19 protein-coding genes and 5 pseudogenes are annotated in these 25386 nt (G+C 46.8%); 13 read left to right on the top strand and 11 right to left on the bottom strand.

Going from position 1 to position 25386, the window contains the following annotated elements; translation table 11 throughout:
* The first annotated feature begins 194 nt into the window (after positions 1 to 194).
* Positions 195 to 473: a hypothetical protein gene (locus tag JCM16496_RS04345; RefSeq protein WP_128809447.1), complete on the top strand. Its 279-nt coding sequence runs from the start codon at positions 195 to 197 to the stop codon at positions 471 to 473.
* Between the two features lie 92 nt (positions 474 to 565).
* Positions 566 to 1057: a GNAT family N-acetyltransferase gene (locus tag JCM16496_RS04340; RefSeq protein WP_025832546.1), complete on the top strand. Its 492-nt coding sequence runs from the start codon at positions 566 to 568 to the stop codon at positions 1055 to 1057.
* Positions 1058 to 1101: 44 nt separating this feature from the next.
* On the opposite strand, the gene JCM16496_RS04335 is transcribed toward JCM16496_RS04340, so the two are convergent.
* On the bottom strand, positions 1102 to 2055 hold the full coding sequence (locus JCM16496_RS04335; RefSeq protein ID WP_025832544.1) for a transporter: 954 nt from the start codon (positions 2053 to 2055) through the stop codon (positions 1102 to 1104).
* 201 nt (positions 2056 to 2256) lie between these two features.
* Here JCM16496_RS04335 and JCM16496_RS04330 point away from each other — a divergent pair.
* The 3 genes and pseudogenes from JCM16496_RS04330 to dnaA all read left to right on the top strand — a co-directional run bounded on the left by JCM16496_RS04330 (position 2257) and on the right by dnaA (position 6134).
* Positions 2257 to 3490 (top strand): annotated as a pseudogene (locus tag JCM16496_RS04330) (N-acetylmuramoyl-L-alanine amidase family protein).
* Between the two features lie 13 nt (positions 3491 to 3503).
* Positions 3504 to 4397 (top strand): MlaD family protein, encoded by an 894-nt coding sequence (locus JCM16496_RS04325; RefSeq protein WP_005827282.1) that lies wholly within the window; start codon positions 3504 to 3506, stop codon positions 4395 to 4397.
* A gap of 351 nt (positions 4398 to 4748) precedes the next feature.
* Positions 4749 to 6134, top strand: coding sequence for a chromosomal replication initiator protein DnaA (dnaA, locus tag JCM16496_RS04320; RefSeq protein WP_025832539.1), 1386 nt, complete (start codon positions 4749 to 4751; stop codon positions 6132 to 6134).
* A 106-nt stretch (positions 6135 to 6240) separates the two neighbouring features.
* On the opposite strand, the gene JCM16496_RS04315 is transcribed toward dnaA, so the two are convergent.
* On the bottom strand, positions 6241 to 6975 hold the full coding sequence (locus tag JCM16496_RS04315; RefSeq protein ID WP_128809446.1) for an NADPH-dependent oxidoreductase: 735 nt from the start codon (positions 6973 to 6975) through the stop codon (positions 6241 to 6243).
* 418 nt (positions 6976 to 7393) lie between these two features.
* On the opposite strand from JCM16496_RS04315, the pseudogene JCM16496_RS04310 reads away from it, so the two are divergent.
* The 3 genes and pseudogenes from JCM16496_RS04310 to folB all read left to right on the top strand — a co-directional run bounded on the left by JCM16496_RS04310 (position 7394) and on the right by folB (position 13431).
* Positions 7394 to 9929, top strand: a pseudogene (locus JCM16496_RS04310) (adenosylcobalamin-dependent ribonucleoside-diphosphate reductase).
* Positions 9930 to 10060: 131 nt separating this feature from the next.
* A pseudogene (locus tag JCM16496_RS04305) lies at positions 10061 to 12753 on the top strand (4-alpha-glucanotransferase).
* Positions 12754 to 13065: 312 nt separating this feature from the next.
* Positions 13066 to 13431, top strand: a complete 366-nt coding sequence (gene folB, locus JCM16496_RS04300) for a dihydroneopterin aldolase (RefSeq protein ID WP_025832536.1) — start codon at positions 13066 to 13068, stop codon at positions 13429 to 13431.
* A gap of 685 nt (positions 13432 to 14116) precedes the next feature.
* Here the strand turns inward: folB and JCM16496_RS04295 are convergent.
* From JCM16496_RS04295 to mtaB, 4 genes and pseudogenes are all read right to left on the bottom strand, one after another.
* Positions 14117 to 14633: pseudogene (locus JCM16496_RS04295) on the bottom strand (methylglyoxal synthase).
* Positions 14634 to 14680: 47 nt separating this feature from the next.
* Positions 14681 to 15696 (bottom strand): annotated as a pseudogene (locus JCM16496_RS04290) (glycosyltransferase family 2 protein).
* Positions 15697 to 15744: 48 nt separating this feature from the next.
* A complete protein-coding gene (locus JCM16496_RS04285) occupies positions 15745 to 16629 on the bottom strand; it encodes a lysophospholipid acyltransferase family protein (RefSeq protein ID WP_025832534.1) in 885 nt (294 codons plus the stop codon).
* Between the two features lie 72 nt (positions 16630 to 16701).
* Positions 16702 to 18018 (bottom strand): tRNA (N(6)-L-threonylcarbamoyladenosine(37)-C(2))-methylthiotransferase MtaB, encoded by a 1317-nt coding sequence (gene mtaB / locus JCM16496_RS04280; RefSeq protein WP_025832531.1) that lies wholly within the window; start codon positions 18016 to 18018, stop codon positions 16702 to 16704.
* Positions 18019 to 18103: 85 nt separating this feature from the next.
* On the opposite strand from mtaB, the gene JCM16496_RS04275 reads away from it, so the two are divergent.
* From JCM16496_RS04275 to rbp, 3 genes are all read left to right on the top strand, one after another.
* On the top strand, positions 18104 to 19777 hold the full coding sequence (locus JCM16496_RS04275; RefSeq protein WP_025832529.1) for a long-chain fatty acid--CoA ligase: 1674 nt from the start codon (positions 18104 to 18106) through the stop codon (positions 19775 to 19777).
* A gap of 157 nt (positions 19778 to 19934) precedes the next feature.
* Positions 19935 to 20147 (top strand): hypothetical protein, encoded by a 213-nt coding sequence (locus JCM16496_RS04270; RefSeq protein WP_005833237.1) that lies wholly within the window; start codon positions 19935 to 19937, stop codon positions 20145 to 20147.
* 333 nt (positions 20148 to 20480) lie between these two features.
* Positions 20481 to 20726, top strand: a complete 246-nt coding sequence (rbp, locus tag JCM16496_RS04265) for an RNA-binding regulator (protein WP_005830186.1) — start codon at positions 20481 to 20483, stop codon at positions 20724 to 20726.
* Positions 20727 to 20909: 183 nt separating this feature from the next.
* On the opposite strand, the gene rplI is transcribed toward rbp, so the two are convergent.
* The 3 genes from rplI to rpsF are packed head-to-tail and all read right to left on the bottom strand — an operon-like array spanning position 20910 to position 21994.
* The gene (rplI, locus tag JCM16496_RS04260) at positions 20910 to 21359 is read right to left on the bottom strand and encodes a 50S ribosomal protein L9 (RefSeq protein WP_025832525.1); all 450 of its coding nucleotides are present in this window, start codon (positions 21357 to 21359) and stop codon (positions 20910 to 20912) included.
* 15 nt (positions 21360 to 21374) lie between these two features.
* Positions 21375 to 21647: a 30S ribosomal protein S18 gene (gene rpsR / locus JCM16496_RS04255; protein ID WP_004288442.1), complete on the bottom strand. Its 273-nt coding sequence runs from the start codon at positions 21645 to 21647 to the stop codon at positions 21375 to 21377.
* A gap of 2 nt (positions 21648 to 21649) precedes the next feature.
* Positions 21650 to 21994, bottom strand: coding sequence for a 30S ribosomal protein S6 (rpsF, locus tag JCM16496_RS04250; protein WP_025832522.1), 345 nt, complete (start codon positions 21992 to 21994; stop codon positions 21650 to 21652).
* A 159-nt stretch (positions 21995 to 22153) separates the two neighbouring features.
* Here rpsF and JCM16496_RS04245 point away from each other — a divergent pair, with 159 nt between their 5' ends.
* Positions 22154 to 22600 carry a MarR family winged helix-turn-helix transcriptional regulator gene (locus tag JCM16496_RS04245; protein ID WP_005830183.1) on the top strand — a complete coding sequence of 149 codons (447 nt, stop codon included), beginning with the start codon at positions 22154 to 22156 and terminating at the stop codon, positions 22598 to 22600.
* A gap of 200 nt (positions 22601 to 22800) precedes the next feature.
* Complete coding sequence (locus JCM16496_RS22910) at positions 22801 to 22977, top strand: hypothetical protein (RefSeq protein ID WP_165491355.1); 177 nt, start codon at positions 22801 to 22803, stop codon at positions 22975 to 22977.
* An 89-nt stretch (positions 22978 to 23066) separates the two neighbouring features.
* Here the strand turns inward: JCM16496_RS22910 and rprY are convergent, their stop codons facing one another.
* Complete coding sequence (gene rprY, locus JCM16496_RS04235; RefSeq protein WP_025832517.1) at positions 23067 to 23768, bottom strand: response regulator transcription factor RprY; 702 nt, start codon at positions 23766 to 23768, stop codon at positions 23067 to 23069.
* Positions 23769 to 23773: 5 nt separating this feature from the next.
* The gene (locus tag JCM16496_RS04230) at positions 23774 to 25318 is read right to left on the bottom strand and encodes a sensor histidine kinase (RefSeq protein ID WP_025832515.1); all 1545 of its coding nucleotides are present in this window, start codon (positions 25316 to 25318) and stop codon (positions 23774 to 23776) included.
* Positions 25319 to 25386: the final 68 nt, after the last annotated feature.

Genomic DNA, 25386 nt, shown 5'->3' with positions numbered 1-25386 from the left:
AACTATCAGTTTCAACAGTCAGAAACTATTGTTCCAACAAGCAGAAACCAACATACAAGCCTGCATCGACATCTCCCAATCATTAGTTTCTTCCAAGAAAAGATAGTGGAATCAAGCCAAAAAACACAGAATCGCTTGCTAAAGCGGCAGAAATGCCGTATCTTAGTACACGGAAATGTGTCAAAAATCTGTTTATGGGAACATTAGGCTGCGTAAATGACATGCTACAAAGGGATAAAGAGAACCGCGCTCTCCGCAAGTTGAGCAGAGGACGGATGCGGGAGCACTACAAATACCTTGTAGAAAGAAAAGGTCCGAAGAGAGCCGGTGCAACCATTGAGGAAATAGAAGAAATCCGAAGAAATACTACTGAAAAGGAATTATCAGATAAAGAGCATCTATTCAGAGCAAAGGCGGTGCTTGCAGCATGCGCTTTAGTTTTGCTTTTATTGGGAATACTTTGTTATAAATGAAAAGATTATCTTTGCAAACACAGTAAATACATTGAAAGACTTTCTGTCAGAACATGGAACATCTAAAATCATACATTTTAGCACTTAAGAATATGAATACAGATTTTGCAATTAGAATTGCCCGACAGTCTGATGCCCTTGAACTTATGAGTTTGTTTCAAGAGACAGTCCTCCATATAAACAAGCGTGACTATTCAGAAGCTGAAGTGGCAGACTGGGCATCGTGCGGAAACGACCTCTCCCGCATAAAAGAAATGATTGAGACACATTATTTTATTGTGGCAACCAATCCACAGTCACAGATTGTCGGCTTTTCATCCATTACCCAACAAGGATATCTGCATTCTATGTTTGTTCATAAAGATTTTCAAGGTAAAGGCATTGCCACGATACTTCTAAATGAGATAGAACGGTATGCAACCGCAACAGGAATCAGGCGGATTACATCGGAAGTAAGCCTGACAGCCCGTCCATTCTTTGAAAAAAGAGGCTATATAGTAGAAGTGGAACAGAAACGCAAAGCCAACCAGCTTTATCTCACCAATTTTTGGATGGCAAAAGGCTGGTTGAATGAAATCCCATAACGGCTGTATGCCGGCTTGTTTAGATGAAGAGGTTGCTTAAATCATCACATCGTCTCATTTTTCCTTTTCTTCCACAGTTGATAACTATTGATGATGTTCTGCCACAGCACATACGATCCCGGACCGACGGAAGATAACGGATTAAGATAAGTATATGCCATCCAGATGGCAAGCACCGTATTCTTTTGCCCCAGCGCCTGCCCTCCGCTGATGCGCTCACCATAATGACCACCGATTCTCTTTCCCAAATAGAATTGCACGCAGCAGGTTATCAGTCCCGCCAGGGCTATCAGCAGTTCAACAAATACCGGTGCATCACTATTGACCAACGAACGTACCGTCTGCCCTGAGACAATGGCAAGAGCTACCGCCCACAAATAGAAGGCTGCATCATGGAAACCCAACAGAAAATGATGTACCTTCGGCACGAACGCACGCAGAAACCATGCCAGCAAGAAAGGACAAAGCAGCAATGGAAAGACTTTACCCAGGATTTTCAGGAATGCAACAAAAAAAGTAATGTCAGCATGAGGCTCCACCAACGGGAAAACCAAAGGAACAGCCACAGCCGCCAGAAGATTGGACAACAACGTATAGGTCGTCAGGCTGGATGCGCTTCCACCCAGTTTACCGGTAATGACAGCCGCAGCGGTTGCAGTGGGACAAATGAGGCAGACCATTGCACCTTCAAACACTTCCCGGTAGACCTCCTCCATGGGACAACACACCAACAATACCGCAACAAGCAGGCAAGAAACCGTCTGGAACAGCAGTAACCATCCATGCCACGATTTGGGTTTCAGTTCATGCACCTCCACCTTGCAGAAAGTGAGCAGAAGTTGGGAAAAAATCAAAAGCGGAGTCAGGAAAGCCACCACCCCATTCACATAAGGTTTGGCAGGCGCCACAAAAGGAATGTCTGCAAAAAAGAAATACCCCAAAGTACCGGTAAGCATTGCCAAAGGCAACGTCCAGTTCTTTATAAAACGAACCAGCATACTTGATTTGCTATTTAAATTATCTGCCGCAAAGTTACGCATATTATCAATACATTGAGCCACTAATTACCCCAAACACAGACATTAATTACACTAAAAATGAGAAGAAGAACAATAAAACTGAACATAAACCATTAGTTTTCTATAAATTTCCACTACATTTGCCAAGCGAAAAGGAAGCATTGTCTTTGCTACAATTATATGAAACTATACAGACGATACATATTATATATAAGTATATGCTTAGGGCTGCTTATCTCCCCCTTTTGCAGTGGCAGCGCTGAAGCGAAAGACTTTGTTGTCGTTATAGACCCCGGACACGGCGGACACGACCCGGGTGCAGTGGGAAAAATTTCCAAAGAGAAGAATATCAACCTGAATGTAGCACTCAAACTTGGCAAACAAATCAAGAAGAACTGCCCTGATGTAAAAGTTATCTATACGCGGGACCGGGACATATTCATCCCCCTGGACCGGCGCGCTGAAATTGCCAATAACGCCAAAGCTGATTTGTTCATCTCCATACATACCAATGCCCTGGCCAAAAACCGAACGACCAAAGGGGCCTCTACCTGGACACTGGGTCTGGCAAAATCGGATGACAATCTGGAAGTAGCCAAGCGCGAAAATGCCGTTATCCTCTACGAAAGCGACTACAAGACGCGGTATGCCGGCTTCAATCCCAGCTCGGCAGAGTCCTACATCATCTTCGAATTCATGCAGGACAAATACATGTCACAGAGTGTACACCTCGCCTCCCTCGTACAAAAGCATTTCCGCCAGACCTGCAAACGTACAGACCGGGGCGTGCACCAGGCAGGTTTTCTGGTATTGAAGGCCAGTGCCATGCCAAGCATACTGGTGGAACTCGGATTCATCTCTACACCGGAAGAGGAACGGTATCTGAACACTGAAACAGGAACCACCTCACTTGCCAACGGCATCTTCCGTGCTTTCCTCAGCTACAAGCGCGAACAGGAAATCCGGTTGAACGGAAGCAGCAATACCATTCTTCCGGAAGAGGTACCCGAGCCCGTTCAAGAAGAAGGCAACGCAACTACAGCGACACCGGAAAAGAAAAATGCACCTCAAGCAGAGAGTAACCAAGCTGCCCAACGCCCGCAAAGGTCAGAAAATGCAGCCGTTTCCCAAACAGAACAGAGCGGCATCGTGTTTAAGATACAGATACTCACTTCTTCACGTCCTCTGGCCAAGAATGACAAAAGGCTGAAAGCTGAAAGACGTGGATTATTATAAAGAAGGCGGAATCTACAAATATACGTACGGCGCATCACCCGATTACAACAAGGTGCTGCGCAGCAAACGTAGCATTACGGACAAATTCAAGGACGCATTCATCATTGCGTTCAAGAATGGAGAAAAGATAAACGTCAACACAGCCATCAGCGAATTTAAAAAGAACAGAAATAAATAACAAAAGATACATCATGAAGTATATTACAAAAGAAGTTAGAATAGGAATAGCAGGCATAGCTGCACTTTGCATATTGGTATACGGCATCAACTACCTGAAAGGGATAAATATGTTCAAGCCCTCCAGCTATTTCTACGTGAAATTCCAGAATGTCAACGGGCTGACAAAATCCAGCCCGGTCTTTGCCGACGGCTTCCGCGTGGGTATTGTCCGCGACTTGTACTACGACTATACCCAACCGGGCAAAGTCGTTGCCGAAATAGATGTTGACCCAGAGCTGCGCATTCCCAAAGGAAGTACGGCAGAACTGGCAGCCGAAATGCTTGGCGGCGTAAAGATGAACCTGCTGCTTGCCAATAACCCACGGGAGAAATACCAGATTGGAGACACAATCCCCGGCGTGCTGAACAACGGAATGATGGAAAAAGTCGCCACCATGATGCCGCAAGTAGAGAAGATGCTGCCCAAGCTGGATTCCATCCTCGCATCCTTAAATGTCATACTGGCCGACCCCGCCATCCCTGCAACCTTGCATAACGTACAAGATTTAACAGCAAGTATGGCCGTCACAAGCCGCCAGTTGCAAACTCTAATGAAAGATGATATTCCACAACTGACCGGCAAGCTCAATACCATTGGAGACAACTTTGCACTCATTTCCAACAACTTAAAGGAAATAGATTATGCTGCCGCCATGCAAAAGGTAGACGCAACTTTGAACAATGTAAAAATGATTACAGACAAATTGAACCAGAAAGACAATACCGTCGGACTTTTGCTAAACGACCCTTCTCTATATAATAATCTGAACGCCACCACTGCCAACGCAGCAAGTTTATTGGAAGACTTGAAATCGCATCCGAAACGATACGTCCATTTCTCCCTATTCGGCAAGAAAGATAAGTAAAAGACAGGCGTTATATAGATTTTGTCTAAATAATAAGCCTATAAAGAAATTAAAAGGAAAGCCCTCATTTGCTCTATACAAGGAGCGAAAAAGGGCTTTTTCCTGCTCTGGACACAGAAGGAAAACAAGAGACGCAAAGCTACATAAACCACTATATGACAAAGCATTAGATAAATGCAATACACCTTATATAAGGAGTATACTCATAGTAACCGATAAGTAGCTGAAAGTAAAGAGCTTATTACTTTCCCTAAAAACGCAAGAAAAAAAGGATTTGTTTTTCTCGAATAAGATTGCCAATTTTGCAATCGTAGAAGTTATGCTTAATTAATAAATGTATTTATAGCCGTTATGAGTGAAATAGATCATGTCGGGCTGTGGAACCGCTGTCTTGAAATCATCAGAGACAATGTTCCGGAGCAGACATACAAAACATGGTTTCTTCCCATCATACCTTTAAAATATGAAGACAAAACGCTGGTCGTACAAGTGCCCAGCCAGTTCTTCTATGAGTTTTTGGAGGACAAATTTGTTGATTTGTTGCGCAAGACTCTCTATAAGGTCATTGGTGAGGGAACTAAATTGATGTATAACGTAATGGTGGACAAGAGCTCGCGGAAAACCGTCGACCTGGAGTCTACACAGCGCACCATCATACCGCAAAAACAAGTGATGGACAAAAGGATTCCGCAGATTCCCGTCCCCGAACTTGACCCGCACCTTAATCCAGAATACAACTTTGAAACCTTCATCGAAGGCTACAGCAACAAGCTGTCGCGCAGCGTTGCAGAAGCTGTCGCTCTCAATCCGGCTAAAACAATCTTCAATCCGCTGTTCCTATACGGAGCATCAGGTGTAGGCAAAACCCACCTTGCCAATGCTATCGGAACCAAAATCAAGGAACTATACCCGGAGAAAAGGGTATTGTATGTATCTGCACACCTATTCCAAGTGCAATACACCGATTCCGTGCGCAACAATACGACTAACGACTTCATCAACTTCTACCAAACCATTGATGTCTTAATCATTGACGATATTCAAGAATTTGCCGGTGTAACCAAAACGCAGAATACATTCTTCCATATCTTCAACCACCTGCATCAGAACGGCAAGCAGCTCATCCTCACCTCCGACCGTGCACCGGTATTGCTGCAGGGCATGGAAGAGCGCCTGATTACACGTTTTAAATGGGGAATGGTAGCTGAGCTGGAGAAACCTACCGTAGAACTCCGCAAGAACATCCTGCGCAACAAGATACACCGCGACGGCTTGCAATTCCCCCAGGAAGTGATTGACTATATTGCAGAGAACGTGGGCGACAGTGTACGTGACCTGGAGGGTATCGTCATTTCCATTATGGCACATTCCACCATATACAATAAAGAAATAGACCTGGAACTGACGCAACGTATCGTCCGCAAGGTGGTGAACAGCGAAAGCAAGGCAGTGACTGTCGATGAAATCATCAACACCGTATGCAAGCATTTCGGATTGGAAACTGCCACCATCCACACAAAATCCAGAAAGCGGGAAGTGGTGCAAGCACGACAAATAGCCATGTATTTAGCCAAAAACTATACAGACTTCTCTACTGCAAAAATCGGTGCGCTAATTGGACATAAAGACCATGCCACCGTATTGCATGCATGCAAAACCATCAAAGAGCTGAAAGAGGTAGACAAATCATTCCGTGCGGAAATCGACGAGATTCAAGCCGCACTGAAAAAAGGATAAGAATAAAGGATTAAGGATAAAGGATTAAATGCAGCTAAGTATACATTAGCTTAGCCCCTTACCCCTTATCCTTAATCCTTTATCCCTAATCCTTAATCCCTAATTTTCAGAATCCCTGCTTTTTCATTATCTTCCAAAGATTCTCCGACATTGCCTCACTGTCTTTCTTCGTATAGCGTACATCTGTAAAGACCTGCGCCAGCGTTTCCTTATTGTTCTCCAAGATGAACCGCTTGTTCTCAGGAAGCGATTCTTTATAGGCATACAACCGGTCAATGTCCTGAGGGGTATAATCATGATAAAACTCTTCGTGTACAATGGCCTCCAGCGGCAAACGGTCCACTTGTTCCGGCTGTTCGGCAGGCCATCCCACTGTGACTGTCGTGATGGGAAACACCAATTCCGGTAACTCCAACGCTTCGACAATCATCTGAGGGTTGTAAGTGGTAGTTCCCAGATAGCAAATGCCCAACCCCTTCTCCTCGGCAGCCACGCAAAAAGTCTGTGCCACCAGCAAGGTATCGACAGCCCCCGTCACAAACCACTCAAAGTTGTTGTATCCCGGCTCAGCCTTACGTTGCTCACACCACTTGCTGAAGCGGCGCAAATCTATGCAGAAAGTAAGCACTACCGGCGCCGTCCGAACCATCGGCTGATTGAAATGTGCAGGCGCCAGTTTGGTTTTACGCTCTGCATCACGCGTCACAATCACACTATAAACCTGCATGTTTCCGACTGTAGAAGCCCGGAAAGAGGTTTTAAGCAAATCATTTAACAAATCAGCAGAAATATCCTTCTGCTGGTATTTTCGGATTGTTCTCCTTTGTTTCAAGCTTTCCATTCTTTCTTTTTTTGCAAAGATAATGTAATCCACAAACAATTCATTCAAGAGTTCACACTTTTTTTTATCATCATATATCCGGAATAAAATCTATCTTTTCAACAAGAAATGAACAATTATTATCTTTACGAGCAGATAAAAGCAAAGTCATGTTCGACTGAACCGAGAACCTTTCGGCCCAATAAGTTGTTAATAAATTCCATTTTGGAAAACTTATTCGTTCATCCAAAGCATTAAAACATTATAAACCAATAAATTAATAGCAATCAATAGAAAACTATCCATCGGTTAATAAAAACATTCATTTTAATTTTGCCAAGTTGAAAAACATTCATAGCTTTGCAAATGCATTTGTTAACGATAAGTACAACTTCTACAACTTTACTTATTTGTAACTAATCCTAAGAGATACAACATTGTGGAAAAGAAAAATTATTCTTATGACGAAGCCTACGGAGAATCTTTAAAATACTTCCAAGGCGACGAGTTGGCTGCCAGAGTTTGGGTAAACAAATATGCAGTCAAGGATTCTTTCGGAAATATTTACGAAAAGTCTCCGGAGGACATGCATTGGCGAATAGCCAATGAGGTAGCCCGCATTGAGGCCAAGTACCCCAATCCATTAAGTTCAGAGGAACTTTTCGGCTTGCTCGACCACTTCAAGTACATTGTTCCGCAAGGAAGCCCGATGACCGGAATTGGAAACAACTATCAGGTAGCCTCTCTGTCCAACTGCTTTGTTATCGGTGTGGACGGCGAAGCGGATTCTTATGGTGCCATCTTCAAGATAGACGAAGAACAAGTACAGCTGATGAAACGCCGTGGCGGCGTGGGACACGACTTATCCCATATCCGTCCGAAAGGTTCACCGGTAAAGAACTCGGCATTGACCTCCACCGGCTTGGTCCCCTTCATGGAACGCTATTCAAACTCTACACGCGAAGTAGCTCAAGATGGACGCCGCGGCGCACTGATGCTCAGCGTATCCATCAAACACCCCGACTCGGAAGCCTTCATCGATGCCAAGATGACCGAGGGCAAGGTGACCGGAGCCAACGTCTCCGTAAAACTGACCGACGACTTCATGCAGGCCGCCATCGAAGGCAAACCATATACACAGCAATATCCGATTGACGCCACAGAGCCGGCATTCCAAAAAGACATTGACGCATCCGCATTATGGAAAAAGATTGTGCACAATGCATGGAAATCGGCAGAACCCGGTGTATTGTTCTGGGATACCATATTAAAGGAATCCGTACCCGACTGCTATGCAGACCTGGGCTACCGTACCGTATCCACCAATCCATGCGGCGAAATTCCACTGTGTCCGTACGACTCCTGCCGTCTGCTCGCCATCAACCTTTACTCATACGTGGTCAATCCGTTCAAGCCTGACGCCTACTTTGACTTTGAGCTATTCAAGAAGCATGTAGCTTTGGCCCAACGCATCATGGACGACATCATCGACCTTGAACTGGAGAAGATAGAGCGCATCATGAGCAAGATAGATGCCGACCCCGAAAGCGAAGACGTGAAACGTACAGAACGCGTTTTGTGGCAGAAGATTTACAAGAAAAGCGCCCAAGGCCGCCGTACCGGTGTAGGTATCACGGCAGAAGGCGACATGCTTGCCGCCCTGGGATTGCGTTATGGTACTGAAGAGGCAACCGAGTTCTCGGAGAAAGTACACAAGACGGTGGCACTCAACGCCTATCGCTCCTCCATAGAAATGGCCAAAGAGCGCGGCGCATTCGAGGTATACGATACAGAACGCGAAAAGAACAACCCGTTCATCAACCGCCTGCGCGAAGCCGACCCGGAAATGTACGAGGAGATGAAGAAGTACGGACGCCGCAACATTGCTTGTCTGACCATCGCCCCGACCGGCACCACCAGCCTGATGACTCAAACCACCTCCGGTATCGAGCCCGTATTCCTGCCCGTGTACAAGCGCCGCCGCAAAGTGAATCCCAACGATACGAACGTTCATGTGGACTTCATCGACGAAACCGGGGATGCCTTTGAAGAATATATCGTGTTCCACCCCAAGTTTGTGACTTGGATGGAAGCACAAGGATACAACCCCGCCAAACGCTACACGCAGGAAGAAGTGGATGCCCTGGTAGAGAAATCACCTTATTATAAAGCAACCTCCAACGACGTGGACTGGCTGATGAAAGTCAAGATGCAAGGACGTATCCAGAAATGGGTGGACCACTCTATCAGCGTAACCATCAACCTGCCGAACGACGTAGACGAAGACCTCGTGAACCGTCTGTATGTAGAAGCATGGAAATCAGGCTGCAAGGGCTGTACGGTTTACCGCGACGGTTCGCGTTCCGGCGTGCTCATCTCTACCAAGAGCGACAAGAAGCCCGAGCTTCCCCCGTGCAAACCGCCTACGGTCGTTGAAACACGTCCCAGAATATTGGATGCAGACGTTGTCCGCTTCCAGAACAACAAGGAGAAATGGGTGGCATTCGTCGGCTTGCTGGACAATCATCTACGAGATATTCACCGGTGTGCTGGACGATGATGAAGGCATCATCCTGCCGAAGAATGTGGTGTCGGGCCACATCATCAAGAATGTGGATGAGCACGGAAACAAGCGTTACGACTTCCAGTTCGAGAACAAGCGCGGATACAAAGTCACCATCGAGGGTCTGTCCGAGAAGTTCAACAAAGAGTACTGGAACTATGCCAAGCTGATTTCCGGTGTATTGCGTTATCGCATGCCTATCGAGCAGGTCATCAAGCTGGTAGGTTCACTGCAACTGGACAGCGAAAACATCAATACCTGGAAGAACGGTGTGGAACGCGCCCTGAAGAAATACATCCAGGACGGCACGGAAGCCAAAGGCAAGAAATGCCCCAACTGCGGCAACGAAACACTGGTTTACCAAGAAGGTTGCCTCATCTGCAAGACGTGTGGAGCTTCCCGCTGTGGATAATTCCACGGCAAGCACAAACGTTTGCATAGGAATTTAAATGACTTAGATAACGGTAGCTGCATGATTATGAGGAATAATTTCTATACTTGCATAATCATTGCAGCTATTGCTATTTCTAAATCTAATATAATATGACACTAATATTCAATATCGAGTATCGCACCAGCTGGGGTGAAGAAGTCAGAGTCCTGGGTTCCATCCCGGAACTTGGCAACAACCAGCCCGACAAAGCCACCCCCCTGCACACTGTAGACGGCATTCACTGGACCGCGGAAGTGGATATCCAGATTCCCGGTAATGGAAACGTCGAGTACAGTTACCACATCTACCGGGATGGCAGAACCATACGGACAGAGTGGAACAGCCTGCCACGCATCCTGCACGTTACAGACAATCCGAAGAAAGTTTACCGACTGGAAGATTGCTGGAAGAACCTGCCCGAGCAGCAGTATTTTTATACATCCGCTTTCACAGAATCCCTGCTGGCGCATCGCGAACGCAGTGCCGCCCCGAAAAGCTACAAAAAGGGGTTGCTGATAAAGGCGTACGCCCCTGCATAGACAATGACCACTGCCTGGCACTTTGCGGAAACCAGAAAGCGCTGGGTGACTGGAACCCGGACAAAGCTGCCCTTATGAGCGACATCGACTTCCCCGAATGGCAGGTAGAAGTGGATGCCGGCAAAATCAACTTCCCGCTGGAGTATAAATTCGTCCTTTACAACAAGAAAGAGCGCCGTGCCGTGGCCTGGGAGAATAATCCCAACCGCTATATGGCCGACCCGCAGATAGCCGCCAACGAAACGCTGGCTGTCGGCGACCGCTATGTATACTTCAATCTTCCTGCATGGAAAGGTGCGGGAGTGGCCGTACCCGTATTCTCCCTGCGCTCCGAGAAAAGCTTCGGTGTAGGCGATTTCGGCGACTTGAAGCGCATGATTGACTGGGCAGTTGCCACCAATCAGAAGGCGGTGCAGATTCTGCCCATCAACGACACTACCATGACGCATACCTGGACAGACTCCTACCCTTACAGTAGCATCTCCATCTATGCCTTCCATCCCATGTACGCCGACCTGAAGCAGTTGGGCAGCTTGAAGGACAAAAAGGTGATGGCCGAATTCAACAAACGCCAGAAGGAACTGAATGCCCTGCCCGCCGTAGACTACGAAGCTGTGAACAAGACAAAGTGGGAATACTTCCACCTCATCTTCAAGCAGGAAGGGGAAAAGGTGCTGGCATCGGATGCTTTCCGTAATTTCTACGAAGCCAACAAGGAATGGTTGCAGCCATATGCCGTCTTCAGCTACCTGCGTGATGCCTACAAGACCCCGAATTTCCGCGAGTGGCCCAAGTATGCCACCTACGATGCCAAGGAGATAGAGACATTGTGCCGGCCGGACTCTGCCGACTATCCGCATATCGCCATCTACTACTACATCCAGTTCAATCTGCACCTGCAACTGCTTGCCGCCACCGAGCATGCACGCGCCAACGGCGTAGTGCTGAAAGGCGACATCCCCATCGGCATCAGCCGCAACAGTGTGGAAGCCTGGAAGGAACCCCACTACTTCAACCTGAACGGCCAAGCCGGCGCACCGCCCGATGACTTCTCCGTGAACGGGCAGAACTGGGGTTTCCCTACCTACAACTGGGACGTGATGGAGAAGGACGGCTATGCCTGGTGGATGAAGCGTTTCCACAAAATGGCGGAATACTTCGATGCCTACCGCATAGACCACATCCTCGGCTTCTTCCGCATTTGGGAGATACCGATGCACGCCGTACACGGTCTGCTGGGACAGTTCGTCCCCGCCCTGCCCATGACACGCGAGGAGATAGAAAGCTACGGGCTGGCATTCCGCGAAGACTTCTTCCTGAAGCCCTATATCCATGAGTACTTCCTCGGACAAATCTTCGGCCCGCACACCGACTATGTGAAGCAGACCTTCATAGAGCCGACGGACACTTACGAAATCTACCGCATGCGTCCCGAGTTCGACACCCAGCGCAAGGTGGAAGCCTATTTTGCCGGAAAGACGGACGATGACAGCATCTGGATTCGTGACGGGCTTTACGCCCTTATCAGCGATGTGCTGTTCGTGCCCGACCGCAACAATCCGCACGAATACCATCCGCGCATCGGCGTGCAGCACGACTACATCTACCGCGCGCTGAACGATTGGGAGAAGGCTGCCTTCAACCGGCTGTATGACCAGTACTACTATCATCGCCACAACGACTTCTGGGGACAGCAAGCCATGAAGAAACTGCCGCAACTGACACAGTCCACACGCATGCTGGTATGCGGTGAGGACTTGGGCATGATTCCCGACTGCGTGGCATGGGTGATGAACGACCTGCGCATCCTCTCCCTGGAGATACAACGTATGCCGAAAGACCCGAAACAAGAATTCGGCCACCCGGACTGGTATCCGTACCGCTCGGTCTGCACCATCTCCACGCACGACATGTCTACCCTGCGCGGCTGGTGGGAAGAAGACTTCCAGCAGACGCAGCGTTACTACAACACCATGCTCGGACACTACGGTGCCGCACCGGCGACGGCCACGCCGGAGCTCTGCGAAGAAGTGGTTCGCAATCACCTCTGCAGCAACTCCATCCTCTGCATCCTCTCCCTGCAAGACTGGATGTCGATGGACGGCAAATGGCGCAACCCGGACGTGCAGGAAGAGCGCATCAACATCCCTGCCAACCCGCGCCACTACTGGCGCTGGCGCATGCACCTGACACTGGAACAACTGATGAAGGCAGAAAGCCTGAACGAGAAAATAAGGAGCATGATAGAAAGCACCGGAAGATAAGAAAGAGTGGTAAACACCCTATAAGTCAAGACACGAAGAAGGGGGTGTGTCAAAATTCACCACAGATTACACGGATTAACACAAAATGAGCTTAATCTACTGATAATCAAAGATGCTTATCTGTGTAAATCTGTGTAATCTGTGGTGAATACCAGTTTCGACACACCATTTCATTGTATTCTCTAAAAAACAATTCCGCTTCCTTTTTTGTATTTTGTGGAATACAATTCACACAAAAAGCTACAACAATCGGATTCCGGTTTGCCCGTCCCACAAAATATCAGTAGATTTGCAGCAAACAACCTACAAGCGATGATCAGTTATATTTTTCTCGACAACCTCCGCTTCTTTGCCCATCACGGTGTGGGCCGGCAGGAGACTTTGGTAGGCAATGAGTTTACCGTCAGCCTGCGCCTGCAAGTCGACATCCGGCGTGCGGCAAAAACGGACGACGTGGCCGATACCGTGAGCTATGCAGATGTGTATGAGGTAGTCAAGACAGAAATGGCGATTCCTTCCCGACTGTTGGAACATGTTTGCGGACGAATCACCGACAGATTGTTCCGCAATTTTCCACAGATAGAGGAAATAGAACTCAAACTGTCCAAACGCAACCCACCCATGGGAGCAGACATCGAAACTGCCGGAATAGAAGTACGCCTCAACCGCCCCTTATAATTTTTTTATTTTATCTGACATCTGCAAAAGCCTGAATCAAACAGAGGAAGTTGTTTGCAGATAAAAAGAGAAAAACTACTTTTGCAAGAAACATAAAAAGCATGAGCAAATCCATCGGTATATTAGACAAAGACTACCTGCAATGAATAAAGGAATTGAGTATCCGTTACCGTCAGAGCCAGAAAAAGCGGCAGTAAAAGTGAACGGAGTTCTCATTGAGTTCTATTGGGGGTTGGGAAGGATATCGTTTCGTTGGCTGTTGACAACAAATACGGAGGGAAATTCCATGCCACCCTTAGTGCAAACTTGCGCAAGGAAATGCCCGGTATAGAGGGACTTTCGGAAACAAACATACGCTATGCCAAGCGGCATTCCGTGAGGACATCATATACGTATCATCGACAAGTGCTCAGACAACCCCACTCATGATGTACAATTGTACGAGAAAGCAGGAAAGATATATAAAGATTTGTACGAATGCTGCTTTACGGATAAGGATAAAGCAATACTTTCTCAAGACCTCACAGAAACTGTGTAACCTCCGCAACTATGGCTATCAGTTCAGTGCAGGCTATCAATTCTGATACAAAAGCTAAAACTCTATATAAGAAAGTACTAAAATAGACTACAAAGCATCACCGTCGGAATGAACAGAATTCAATTCCGGCAGTGATGCTCATTCAGCCTATTTCTTCCGTTTCCGCTTCTTCGCGGATTCCACCGCTTCGGCCACCACCGGCTTGTTTGCAAACCGCTTGGTGTAGTTGCTGTAATCGGGAACGGTACGTTCATACGTCGGGTCGAGGAACAACGGGCTGGAAATGATATGATCTGCCGTACTGCGGTTGCAGCAGAACACGATGTTCTCCACACCGGCAAGGCGGGTCAGCGCCTTCACATCCGTATCGTGAGGCTGAAGGGTCATCGGGTCGGTGAAGAAGAAAAGATAGTCAATCTCTCCGTCCACAATGCGCGAGCCCATCTGCTGGTCACCGCCCAAAGGGCCGGATTTAAGGATAGTGAAATCCCACTCCACATCGGGATGTTTCTCCCGGAGCTTCGAGGATGAGGGTACCCGTGGTGCCCGTACAATAGAACTTATGCCCCATCAGCAATTCCGAGTTCCACAACACCCACTCGATGAGGTCTTTCTTCATGGCGTCGTGTGCCACTAATCCGATTTTTCTAACTAATTTTTCCATAATCCAAAACCTTTAATAGATTGAACAATTATAAAAGGCAACAGTTCCTACAATTGGAAAAAGAATTTCTTTCCATGTAAATAAAACTGCGCCAATATACTGCTTTTTGTCCGTTCCGGTATTACGGCAAGCGTAGTTTTTTCAGATTCTCTTTGCGCGACGCTCCCAATGAAGTGCGGAGGGAGTGGTAGGCACGGCGCGCACGGAATACGGCCAAAGCATTGGGTAACTGGCCTTTCAGCATGAAACTGAACGCAGCCACATAATCGAGCACCGCACGCGCACGCATCACGGATGCCAAGTCCTCCTGCGGCAAATTCTTATAAAGCATGACAAGGTTGTTACGGAAATTGAGGAAGGTCTTGCGCGGATTTTCCTTCTTCAAAGTGGCTCCTCCCACATGAAACACCACGCTTTGCGGTACGCACACCAACTGCCTGCCTCGGGCGCGAAGCCGCCAACACAAATCTATCTCCTCCATGTGGGCAAAAAAGCGTCCGTCCAGCCCACCCGCTTCCCGGTAATCTGCCAGACGGATGAACAGAGCCGCCCCCGTAGCCCAGAAAATGGGTATCACCGTGTCGTATTGCCCCTTGTCCTCCTCGACCACGCCCATGATACGACCGCGGCAGAAGGGATAGCCATAGTGGTCGATGAAACCTCCCGCAGCACCGGCGTATTCAAACCGCTCCTTGTTGCGCCAACTGCGTATCTTCGGCTGACAAGCCGCCGTCTCCGGATGGGCATCCATATACTCTGCCAACGGGACAAGCCAATGTGGCGTGACCTCTACATCGGAGTTGAGCAGCACTACATATTCTGCCTCCACCTGCTTCAATGCCAGGTTGTATCCGTCGGCAAAACCGTGATTCTCTTCCAGCAGAATCAAGTGCACAGAAGGAAACTCGCGACGGAGCATTGCCACGGAGGCATCCGTAGAACCATTGTCCGCCACATACACCACGGCACCGTCCGCTTCCGAAAAGCGTACCACAGAGGGAAGGAAGGAACGGAGCATGTCACATCCGTTCCAGTTCAATATCACGACAGCTATTTTATCCATACAAGTAAGGAGAGGATTAGTTATAGTAAGACATTAAAATCACAACGTTCACTGCTGGCGTGTCAGTTTCCAGCGCTTGTGCGACCAGAACCAATAAGCCGGTTCTCGCCGGATGGTCTGCTCCAGACGACGGGCGAAGCACTCGGTTATCTCGCCATCTGCCGTCTGTTTGGGAGTTTCGGTCACCAAATCAAAACTTACTTTACAATATCCCCTGGATATCCGCTCCAGCTCACAATAAAAGACGGGGAAGTCCATCAGCTTGGCAATGCGCTCGGCGCCATCCATGAACACGGTATCCTGATTCAAGAAAGTGGTCCAATAATGGGCCTCGCTGCGGTTGGGCGACTGGTCCGTAATCAGGCCGATGGCTATCCGCCTGCTTTCACGGCGAAGCTTTATCACTTCGCGTGCCGTGGAATGTTTCGCCACATTGTATCCTCCGAACCGTGCGCGGATATGCTTGAACATCTCGTCCAGATACTTATTGCTTAGCGGTTTGTATACCTGCACCGGGATGTCGCCCGGATACATGATGGCCCCCATGCCTATAATCCACTCAAAATTGGCATAATGGGGAATCAACAATACAATGCCTCCATGCTTCTCCATCATGGCAAGGAAGTCTTCCTTATTATCATACTCCATCCGGCGGCAAAGTGTCTCGAAAGAGATGCGCAGCATCTTCACCTCTTCCAGCATATAGTCGCAGATATAATGGTAGAACTTGCGCTCTATCTCCATCAATTCGGTCTCCGACTTCTCCGGAAAGGAATTGCGAAGGTTGCGGCGAATGACTTTCTTCCGATAATGCACGACGTGGCGCATCAAGAAGTACAGCCCGTCGGACAACGCATAAAGCGCCCGGAAAGGCAAAAGTGCCACAAGCCACATACCCGCATAAGTCAGCCAATAGACAATTTTTGATTTCACTTCGTCAGTTAATTATAAGTTACAAGCTACAAATTATAAGTTACAAATTATAAATTGCAAAGGCGGCATTCCTCATTCCATTGCTCCCATGAGTGCGGTGCCGTCGGCATTGAAATCGCCCAGGCGCACAGACACGAGCTGGTTGTCCAAGGCCGCATCGTGAGGGACTTCCACACGGATATAATTGGAAGTGAAGCCGTGCATCGGCAGTCCGGGCTTGGGACGTTCCAGCAACACCGGCATTGTCTGCCCGATATGGCGCACATAGAAAGTACGGGTCTTTTCGTCCGAAAGCTCCAACAATTGCTGGCTCCGCCGATGCTTTTCTTCGGGTGCCACCACGTGGTCTATCTTCAAGGCCTGCGTGCCGGGACGCTCCGAATAGCTAAAGACATGGAGCTGCGTCACATCCAGGCTCTTGATAAACTCATAAGCCTGCCCGAAATACTCCTCCGTCTCTCCACGGGTGCCCACAATCACGTCTACCCCTATAAAGGAATCGGGCATCACTTCCTTTATCTTCTTTATCTTCAAGGCAAACAAGGCAGTATCGTAACGGCGTCGCATCAGCTTCAGCACCTCGTCACTGCCCGACTGCAGCGGTATATGGAAATGAGGCATGAAACGCCGGGAACGGGATACGTATTCTATGATTTCATCTGTCAGCAGATTCGGCTCGATGGAGGATATGCGGTAACGCGCAATGCCTTCCACCTCGTCCAGCGCCTTCACCAGGTCGAAGAAAGTTTCACCGGTAGACTTGCCGAAGTCTCCGATATTGACACCGGTCAATACAATTTCCTTTCCACCTTCGGCAGCCGCCTGGCTGGCCTGCTCCACCATAGAAGCAATGCTGCCGTTACGGCTACGTCCGCGGGCAAAGGGAATGGTGCAATAGGAACAATAATAATCGCAGCCGTCCTGTACTTTCAGGAAGAAACGGGTCCGGTCGCCACGCGAACAAGACGGGGCAAACGAACGTATGTCCTTCAAAGCGGAAGTGTAGGCCTCGCCGGTCTCGTGCTTCTGCAGATTGCCCAGATAGTGAAGCAGGTCCTTCTTCTGCTCGGCTCCCAGCACGACGTCCACACCTTCTATCTTTGCCACCGTCTCCGGTTTCAGCTGGGCATAACAACCAGTCACCACGACAAATGCGCCCGGATGTTGCTTCACCAGTTTGTGGATAGCCTGGCGGCACTTCTTGTCCGCCACTTCCGTCACCGAGCAGGTATTCACTACGCAAATATCCGCTTTCTCACCCTTGCGCGCCGTACGTACGCCCGCTTCCCGCAAAATTTTACCGATAGTAGAGGTCTCCGAGAAGTTCAGTTTGCACCCCAACGTATAGTAAACCGCCGTCTTATCTTGAAATATATTGGTATCTATCATGAGCTTATAAACACATTTATGCCGCAAAGATATACATTATTAATCTATTTTTCCTACTTTTGCACATTCAACTAAAATTTGTGCAATGATACAAGAGAACTTTATCAAACTATACGAGCATAGTTTCCGCGAGAATTGGGACCTCCCCTGCTATACCGACTATGGAGAAAACGAGGGTTATACTTATGGCGAAGTGGCGCAAGAAATTGCGAAACTGCACCTTCTCTTCAAACACTGCCAACTGCGCCGCGGTGACAAAATATCCATCATCGGCAAGAACAATGCCCGCTGGTGTATCGCCTACATGGCTACCATTACCTATGGCGGTATCGTAGTCCCCATCTTGCAAGATTTCAACCCCAATGATGTACATCATATCATAAACCACTCCGAATCAACGTTCCTCTTTACCAGCGATGCCATTTGGGAACATCTGGAAGAAGAACGGCTCAACGGGCTGCGCGGCGTGTTCTCGCTGAGCGACTTCCGCTGCCTGTATCAACGGGACGGAGAAACCATCCAACGTTTCCTCAAGCACCAGAACAGTGAGATGGGAAAAGTTTATCCGAACGGTTTCCACAAAGAAGATATTGTCTATACGGACCTTTCCAACGACAAGGTCATGCTGCTGAATTATACCTCGGGCACCACCGGATTCAGCAAGGGCGTCATGCTGACGGGAAACAACCTGGCCGGCAACGTCACCTTCGGCATACGTACCGGGCTGCTGAAGAAAGGGGACAAAGTGCTCTCTTTCCTGCCTTTGGCACATGCATACGGCTGCGCATTCGATTTCCTTACCGCCACGGCCGTCGGCACACACGTCACACTGTTGGGAAAAGTGCCTTCCCCAAAGATTCTGATGAAAGCTTTCGAGGAAGTGAAACCCAACCTGATTATCACCGTACCCCTTGTCATTGAAAAGATATACAAGAACGTAATCCAGCCCATCATCAACAAAAAGACCATGAAATGGGCGCTCAGCATTCCCTTGCTTGACGGACAGATATACGGGCAAATCCGCAAGAAACTGATTGACGCACTGGGCGGACGTTTCAAGGAAGTCATCATAGGAGGTGCAGCCATGAACCCGGAAGTGGAAGAATTCTTCCACCGCATCAAGTTCCCCTTCACCATCGGCTACGGCATGACCGAATGTGCTCCTCTCATCAGCTACGCTCCCTGGGATGAATTTGTCCCGACTTCTTCCGGACGGGTACTCGACATCATGGAAGCCCGTATCTACAAGGAAAACCCGGACGACAAACTCGGCGAAATACAAGTACGCGGCGAGAACGTGATGACCGGCTATTATAAGAATCCGGAAGCCACCAAAGAAGTCTTCACCGCAGACGGATGGCTCCGCACCGGCGACCTGGGCACACTGGACGAGAACAACAACCTCTATATCCGCGGACGCAGCAAGACCATGATTCTCAGTTCCAGCGGACAGAATATCTTCCCCGAAGAAATAGAAGCGCGGCTCAATAACATGCCTTTCGTCCTGGAAAGCCTTGTCATCGAACGGAACAAGAAACTAGTAGCATTGGTATATGCCGACTATGAAGCCCTGGATTCCTTGGGACTGAACCAGCCGGATAACCTTAAAACCATTATGGATGAAAATCTCAAAAATCTGAATAACAGCGTGGCAGCCTACGAAAAGGTAAGCCAAATCCAACTTTATCCGACAGAATTTGAGAAAACACCCAAAAGAAGTATCAAGAGATACTTATACAATAGCATTGCCGTAGATTAACATGTTGTAAAACATACGAATAGCTTCAAAAACAACCGAAGCTCCAAAAAAAATATAAAAAAAGTTGGGGTTTCGAGAACAACATATTCAAAAAGTACATACCTTTGCAACGTTTTAATAAAGCAATTGATTGTATTACGTTTTAAAAGTAAGGAAAATGAAAAAATTAGTTTTGATGGCTGCAGCTATCGTAGCAGTATCTTTCGCATCTTGTGGCAACAAAGCAGCTAACGCTGAACAAGCAACTGCAGATTCTATCCGTATCGCTGACTCAATCGCAGCTGTAGAAGCAGCCGCAGCTGAAGCAGCCGCCGCCGCAGCAGCAGCTGACACTGTAGCAGTAGATAGCGCAGCTGTTGTAGCTGAATAATTTCAGTACAACACTCGAGAGAATTGAAAGTCTGACGTGCATACAAGCACACCAGACTTTTTTTATGCCCTATCCTCTCCTTCCGTTCCCTTCTAATTGTTAAGTCTTGGTCTTATTTCACAAAAAAGGGTATTATATGGCAGATAAATGATAAAGTATAGTGCATATACCGAATAAAAGCCGTTACTTTGCATCAACAAAACAATAAGAGGTTTATTACGATCTGCTTTTCACTATGTCTCTCCTCGATTAACCACATTGAGAATTTTCATTTCTGACTACAACTTCCTAAGACTCCTTTATTGAATTATTAATTTTTTATTTTTGTATTTTATGAATATGTACATTGGAAACCTTAGCTACAACGTTAGGGAATCAGATTTGAGACAAGTAATGGAAGAGTATGGAACAGTAGAATCAGTAAAACTGATTATGGACCGTAATACAAACAGATCAAAAGGTTTTGCCTTCGTAGAGATGCCCGAAGCTGCTGAAGCCCAACAAGCAATCAACAAATTGAATGGAGCAGAATATGTAGGCCGCCAAATGGTAGTGAAAGAAGCATTGCCAAGAAACTAAAAGAATTATTGGCTGACAATAAGGCAAAGAGCATACCCCTGAGTGGATATGCTCTTTTTTGCATTAGTAACCTCGCAAAGAGACATACGTATCCCTCAATAAGCCCCCACACATACGCCCCAAAATAGAAAAGCCCGGTCCTTTACCAGAACCAAGCTTTCTTATCATTATAAAGTCTTTTTCTTATGCTTCTTCAGCAACCACTTCGAAAGGAACTTCTACAGAAACTTCCTTGTGCAGCTTAACGATAGCCTTGTAGTTACCAACTTCTTTCACTGCGTCCTTAACAACGATAATCTTACGATCGATGTTGTGACCCAATTTAGCCAACTCTTCAGCAATCTGGATATTACCAACAGAACCGAAGATAGTACCAGTAGAGCTAACCTTAGTAGCAATCTTCAATGATACGCCTTCCAGCTTAGCAGCCAGTTCTTCAGCATCCTTTTTGATTTTCTCCAGCTTATGAGCGCGTTGTTTCAGCTCTTCAGCCAACATTTTCTTTGCAGCCGGTGAAGCGATGACAGCTTTACCAGTCGGGATGAGGTAGTTACGACCGTAGCCAGACTTTACTGTTACGATGTCGTTCTTATAACCCAAGTTTACGATGTCTTCTTTCAATATAATTTCCATACTTTCCTCCTCCTATTATTTCATCATGTCAGTTACATAGGGCAGCAACGCCAAGTGACGTGCTCTCTTCACAGCTTGAGCTACACGACGTTGGAACTTCAAAGAAGTACCGGTAATACGACGCGGAAGGATTTTACCTTGCTCATTCAAGAATTTCTTCAAGAATTCGGGATCTTTGTAGTCGATGTACTTAATGCCGCTCTTTTTGAAACGGCAGTATTTCTTCTTCTTAACGTCTACTGAGGGCGGAGTTAAATATCTGATTTCTGATTGAACTTGTTGTGCCATGATTAATCCTCCTTTTTAGTTGATTTAACACTTCTTCTCTTCGCAGCATATTCAGCAGCGTACTTATCTTGCTTGAAAGTCAAGAAACGGATAACGCGCTCGTCACGACGGAAGTTTACTTCCAATTTCTCAATAACAGTAGGTTCTGCATTGAACTCAATCAGCTGATAGAAACCTGTTGACTTCTTCTGGATAGGATATGCCAGCTTCTTCAGTCCCCAGTTTTCTTCATTTACAATCTCAGCACCTTCAGCAGTAAGGATGCCTTTGAATTTTTCTACCGCTTCCTTCATCTGAACATCAGACAAAACGGGAGTCAAAATGAAAACGGTTTCGTATTGATTCATACTCGTTTAATTAAATAAATAAATTATTCGTTTTAAAAATGCGGTGCAAAGGTAGACATTTTATTTTGAACTACAAACATTTAATGTTTTTTTGTGTAGGGATATAGGAATTGTCTTCGGCTTGCACTATCTTTGCAAAGTTGTTTAAACAATAATTTCATGATAGAGCAATTTAACTTCGATATCCGCCTTATCTTTGCCATACTGAACGGTAAAGTGTCGGCTGCCATTAACCGAAAGCTGTCCCGCAACTTCCGCCAGAACGGTCTGGAGATTACTCCGGAACAGTGGACCGTCCTCATCTTCTTATGGGAAAAGGACGGGGTGACGCAACAAGAGTTGTGTAATGCAACTTTCAAAGACAAGCCCAGCATGACGCGTTTGATAGACAATATGGAGCGTCAGCATCTCGTCGTGCGCATATCGGACAAAAAAGACCGCCGAACCAATCTGATACACCTGACCAAGGACGGCAAGGAGCTGGAAGAACGCGCGCGCGTCATTGCCAACCAGACCCTCAAAGAAGCCTTGAAAGGCATCACCATCGAAGAGCTCAGTGTGAGCCAGGAGGTGCTGAGGAAGATTTTCTTCAATACCAAGGACTAAAGTATAGGGATTAAGGATTAAAGATTAAGGATTAAGAAAGGAGAAAACAAGGGGATGAAACTTCATTTTTCATTCTTCATTCTTCATTCTTCATTAAAATATGGATTTTTTGCAAAAATAATTTCGCTTGTTAAAGAATTATGCTTTTCTTTGTGACAAGAATACGAAAGAATATAATAATCTAATTAAAATACACACACATGAAAGGCTTATTAAAAAATCTGGGATTGATATTAGTCGTAATAGGAGCTGTAATCCTGGTTGCATGTTCTTTTACCGGCAACGTTAACAACAATGCCATCTTGGGCAGTTCTGCCGTTTTGGTTGTAGTGGGATTGATTTCCTACATTGTTATCAACAAGAGAATTGCCGACTAATATCAAAAGGAAAGAAATAAAGAAGACGGTTAGCATATACATGCAAACCGTCTTTTTTATTCCCCCCTCCCAAAGAGAGCCGAGTCTCATCAAGACTCAGCTTCCGGAGTAATCAGTTTATATCCCTTTCCGTGAATGTTGATGATTTCAATCGAATCATCTTCTTTCAGGTGCTTACGCAGCTTTGTGATATATACATCCATACTACGTGCATTGAAATAGTTGTCATCAATCCAGATAGTCTTCAACGCAAAGTCACGCTGCAGAATTTCGTTGGCATGCGCACAAAGCAAACCCAGCAGTTCGGATTCTTTGGTGGTCAGTTTAGTCTGCTTCTCAGCAGTCGCCAGAATCTGTTTCTGCGTGTCGAATGTAAACTTACCAATCTTATAGATGCTGCTCTCCTTGTTCTTCTTTCCGCGAACGCGTCTCAGAATAGCTTCAATTCTGAAAGTCAACTCTTCCATACTGAAGGGCTTGGTGATGTAGTCATCGGCACCAATCTTGAAACCTTCCAGAATATCTTCCTTCAACGTCTTTGCCGTCAAGAAGATAATAGGTATTTCGGCATTGGCCGCACGCACTTCCTGTGCCAATGTGAATCCGTCTTTCTTCGGCATCATCACATCAAACACACACAAGTCATATTTATTCTTCAAGAAAGCCTTATATCCGGCTTCTCCATCAGGGCACAACTCGGCAGAGTAACCTTTTGCCTGTAAATATTCTCTTAAAAGCATGCCAAGATTTTCATCGTCTTCGCACAATAAAATACGCAGTTTCTCGTCCATATCAATCAATTTTTTAATAAAGGTAATGCAATAATAAATTTAGTTCCTACGTTCAGTTCGCTCTCTGCCCGGATAGTTCCCTTATGATCCATAATAATCTTCTTCACATAAGCCAGTCCCAAGCCGAAGCCTTTCACATCGTGCAGATTACCTGTATGCACGCGATAGAACTTCTCGAATATCTTTTTCAAATTCTCCTTCTTGATGCCGATGCCGTTATCCTGAATAGAAATCATCAGTTTGCCCGGCTCGTTCCAAGTTTTCACCGTCAGCTGCAAATCCTCGTCCGGACGTTTATACTTCACGGCATTATCCATGAGATTGAAAACTACATTGGTGATGTGCATCTCATCGGCAAAAATCATCGGGTCCGTAGCCTTAAGCTCCGACTCTATCTTTCCATTATAACGCTCCACTTTCAGTGTAAACGTATTGATGACACCTGCTATCAGTTCATTGGCATCCAGTTCCTTCATCTTCAAAGTAGCCTTCTGGCGGTCGAACATCGACATCTGGAGCACTTTCTCAACCTGGAACCTCAAGCGCTTCGTCTCATCATTGATGACACCCGATATATGCTGGAACATGGCCGGAGACTTGCCCACAGCCGGGTCTTTCAACATCTGCGCTGCCAGAGAAATCGTCGATATCGGCGTCTTGAACTCGTGCGTCATATTGTTGATGAAATCATTCTTCATTTCCGTCAGCTTCTTCTGGCGGAATACGATGTAAATCGTAAAGATGAATGTCACCAGCAGTACAAAAGTAAATATCATCGACGGTATCATAAACCTGACCGAATCGAAGATATAATCCTTCTTTCCCGGAAAATGTATCTTGACGATACTCATACGAGCCGGCGGGTCATTCAAAAACAATGGCTGCGAATAAGAGCTTTCACTCCCTGCATCGCTATAATCCGCACAACGGTATACCTCCCTGCCTTCCCGGTCTATCACCTTGAAGTGATAATCCATATCACCGAGACCATTCTCTATCAGACCTGCTTTTAGATACTGGTCCAGACTTTTGAAATTGACACGCTCCTCAATCGGCTTGTCGCTGGCATTGTACACCATCTGCAACACCACCTCATCCACCAATGCACGCTGGTAAAGATAGCGGTTTTTAAGCATCTCTATCTGCGAGCGTGAAGTCTGGGGAATGGTTTTTGCCCCATGTTTGCGTGAAATCATTGCTCTTGGCAATTCAGAAGACTCGTTGCTGAAAGTTTTCAATTCCACCGAAGAACGGACACTGCCATCCGGAGCCGTCATCACAAACCGCTGGGTACGCATCACTCCGCTACTGCTTTGCGACTGTTCCCATGCCTTCTTTTCCGCCTCGGAGATATCCTCATTCAGCCAGCGCACAACCTCTGCGGACTCCGCCTCTTTCGAAGCAGCCATCAACGCACGCTTCACCGCCTCTTCAAATTGTCCGTTACGCATCTTCACCATTTCCTCAATATAGCTTATCTGCAGATACAGCAAACTAAGGAAGGAAAGCCCCATAACAACACCTAATATCCATATAGTTGACTTTTTCATAGTCACAAAATTAACACTCCCTAATTAACACTCCTAACCTATTAACCTGATTTAACCGGACGTTCTCG

Origin of the sequence: Bacteroides rodentium JCM 16496 (assembly GCF_000614125.1) — a bacterium.
GTDB lineage: Bacteria > Bacteroidota > Bacteroidia > Bacteroidales > Bacteroidaceae > Bacteroides > Bacteroides rodentium.
The sequence above is the reverse complement of the archived record's forward strand: the minus strand, read 5'-3'. Positions and strand labels throughout refer to the sequence as shown.

Bases quoted from the DNA above. Each gene is read 5' to 3' on its own strand.
- JCM16496_RS04345 (WP_128809447.1), top strand. From the start codon at position 195: ATGGGAACATTAGGCTGCGTAAATGACATGCTACAAAGGGATAAAGAG.
- JCM16496_RS04340 (WP_025832546.1), top strand. From the start codon at position 566: ATGAATACAGATTTTGCAATTAGAATTGCCCGACAGTCTGATGCCCTT.
- JCM16496_RS04335 (WP_025832544.1), bottom strand. From the start codon at position 2,055: ATGCTGGTTCGTTTTATAAAGAACTGGACGTTGCCTTTGGCAATGCTT.
- JCM16496_RS04325 (WP_005827282.1), top strand. From the start codon at position 3,504: ATGAAGTATATTACAAAAGAAGTTAGAATAGGAATAGCAGGCATAGCT.
- dnaA (WP_025832539.1), top strand. From the start codon at position 4,749: ATGAGTGAAATAGATCATGTCGGGCTGTGGAACCGCTGTCTTGAAATC.
- JCM16496_RS04315 (WP_128809446.1), bottom strand. From the start codon at position 6,975: ATGGAAAGCTTGAAACAAAGGAGAACAATCCGAAAATACCAGCAGAAG.
- folB (WP_025832536.1), top strand. From the start codon at position 13,066: ATGATCAGTTATATTTTTCTCGACAACCTCCGCTTCTTTGCCCATCAC.
- mtaB (WP_025832531.1), bottom strand. From the start codon at position 18,018: ATGATAGATACCAATATATTTCAAGATAAGACGGCGGTTTACTATACG.
- JCM16496_RS04275 (WP_025832529.1), top strand. From the start codon at position 18,104: ATGATACAAGAGAACTTTATCAAACTATACGAGCATAGTTTCCGCGAG.
- JCM16496_RS04270 (WP_005833237.1), top strand. From the start codon at position 19,935: ATGAAAAAATTAGTTTTGATGGCTGCAGCTATCGTAGCAGTATCTTTC.
- rbp (WP_005830186.1), top strand. From the start codon at position 20,481: ATGAATATGTACATTGGAAACCTTAGCTACAACGTTAGGGAATCAGAT.
- rplI (WP_025832525.1), bottom strand. From the start codon at position 21,359: ATGGAAATTATATTGAAAGAAGACATCGTAAACTTGGGTTATAAGAAC.
- rpsR (WP_004288442.1), bottom strand. From the start codon at position 21,647: ATGGCACAACAAGTTCAATCAGAAATCAGATATTTAACTCCGCCCTCA.
- rpsF (WP_025832522.1), bottom strand. From the start codon at position 21,994: ATGAATCAATACGAAACCGTTTTCATTTTGACTCCCGTTTTGTCTGAT.
- JCM16496_RS04245 (WP_005830183.1), top strand. From the start codon at position 22,154: ATGATAGAGCAATTTAACTTCGATATCCGCCTTATCTTTGCCATACTG.
- JCM16496_RS22910 (WP_165491355.1), top strand. From the start codon at position 22,801: ATGAAAGGCTTATTAAAAAATCTGGGATTGATATTAGTCGTAATAGGA.
- rprY (WP_025832517.1), bottom strand. From the start codon at position 23,768: ATGGACGAGAAACTGCGTATTTTATTGTGCGAAGACGATGAAAATCTT.
- JCM16496_RS04230 (WP_025832515.1), bottom strand. From the start codon at position 25,318: ATGAAAAAGTCAACTATATGGATATTAGGTGTTGTTATGGGGCTTTCC.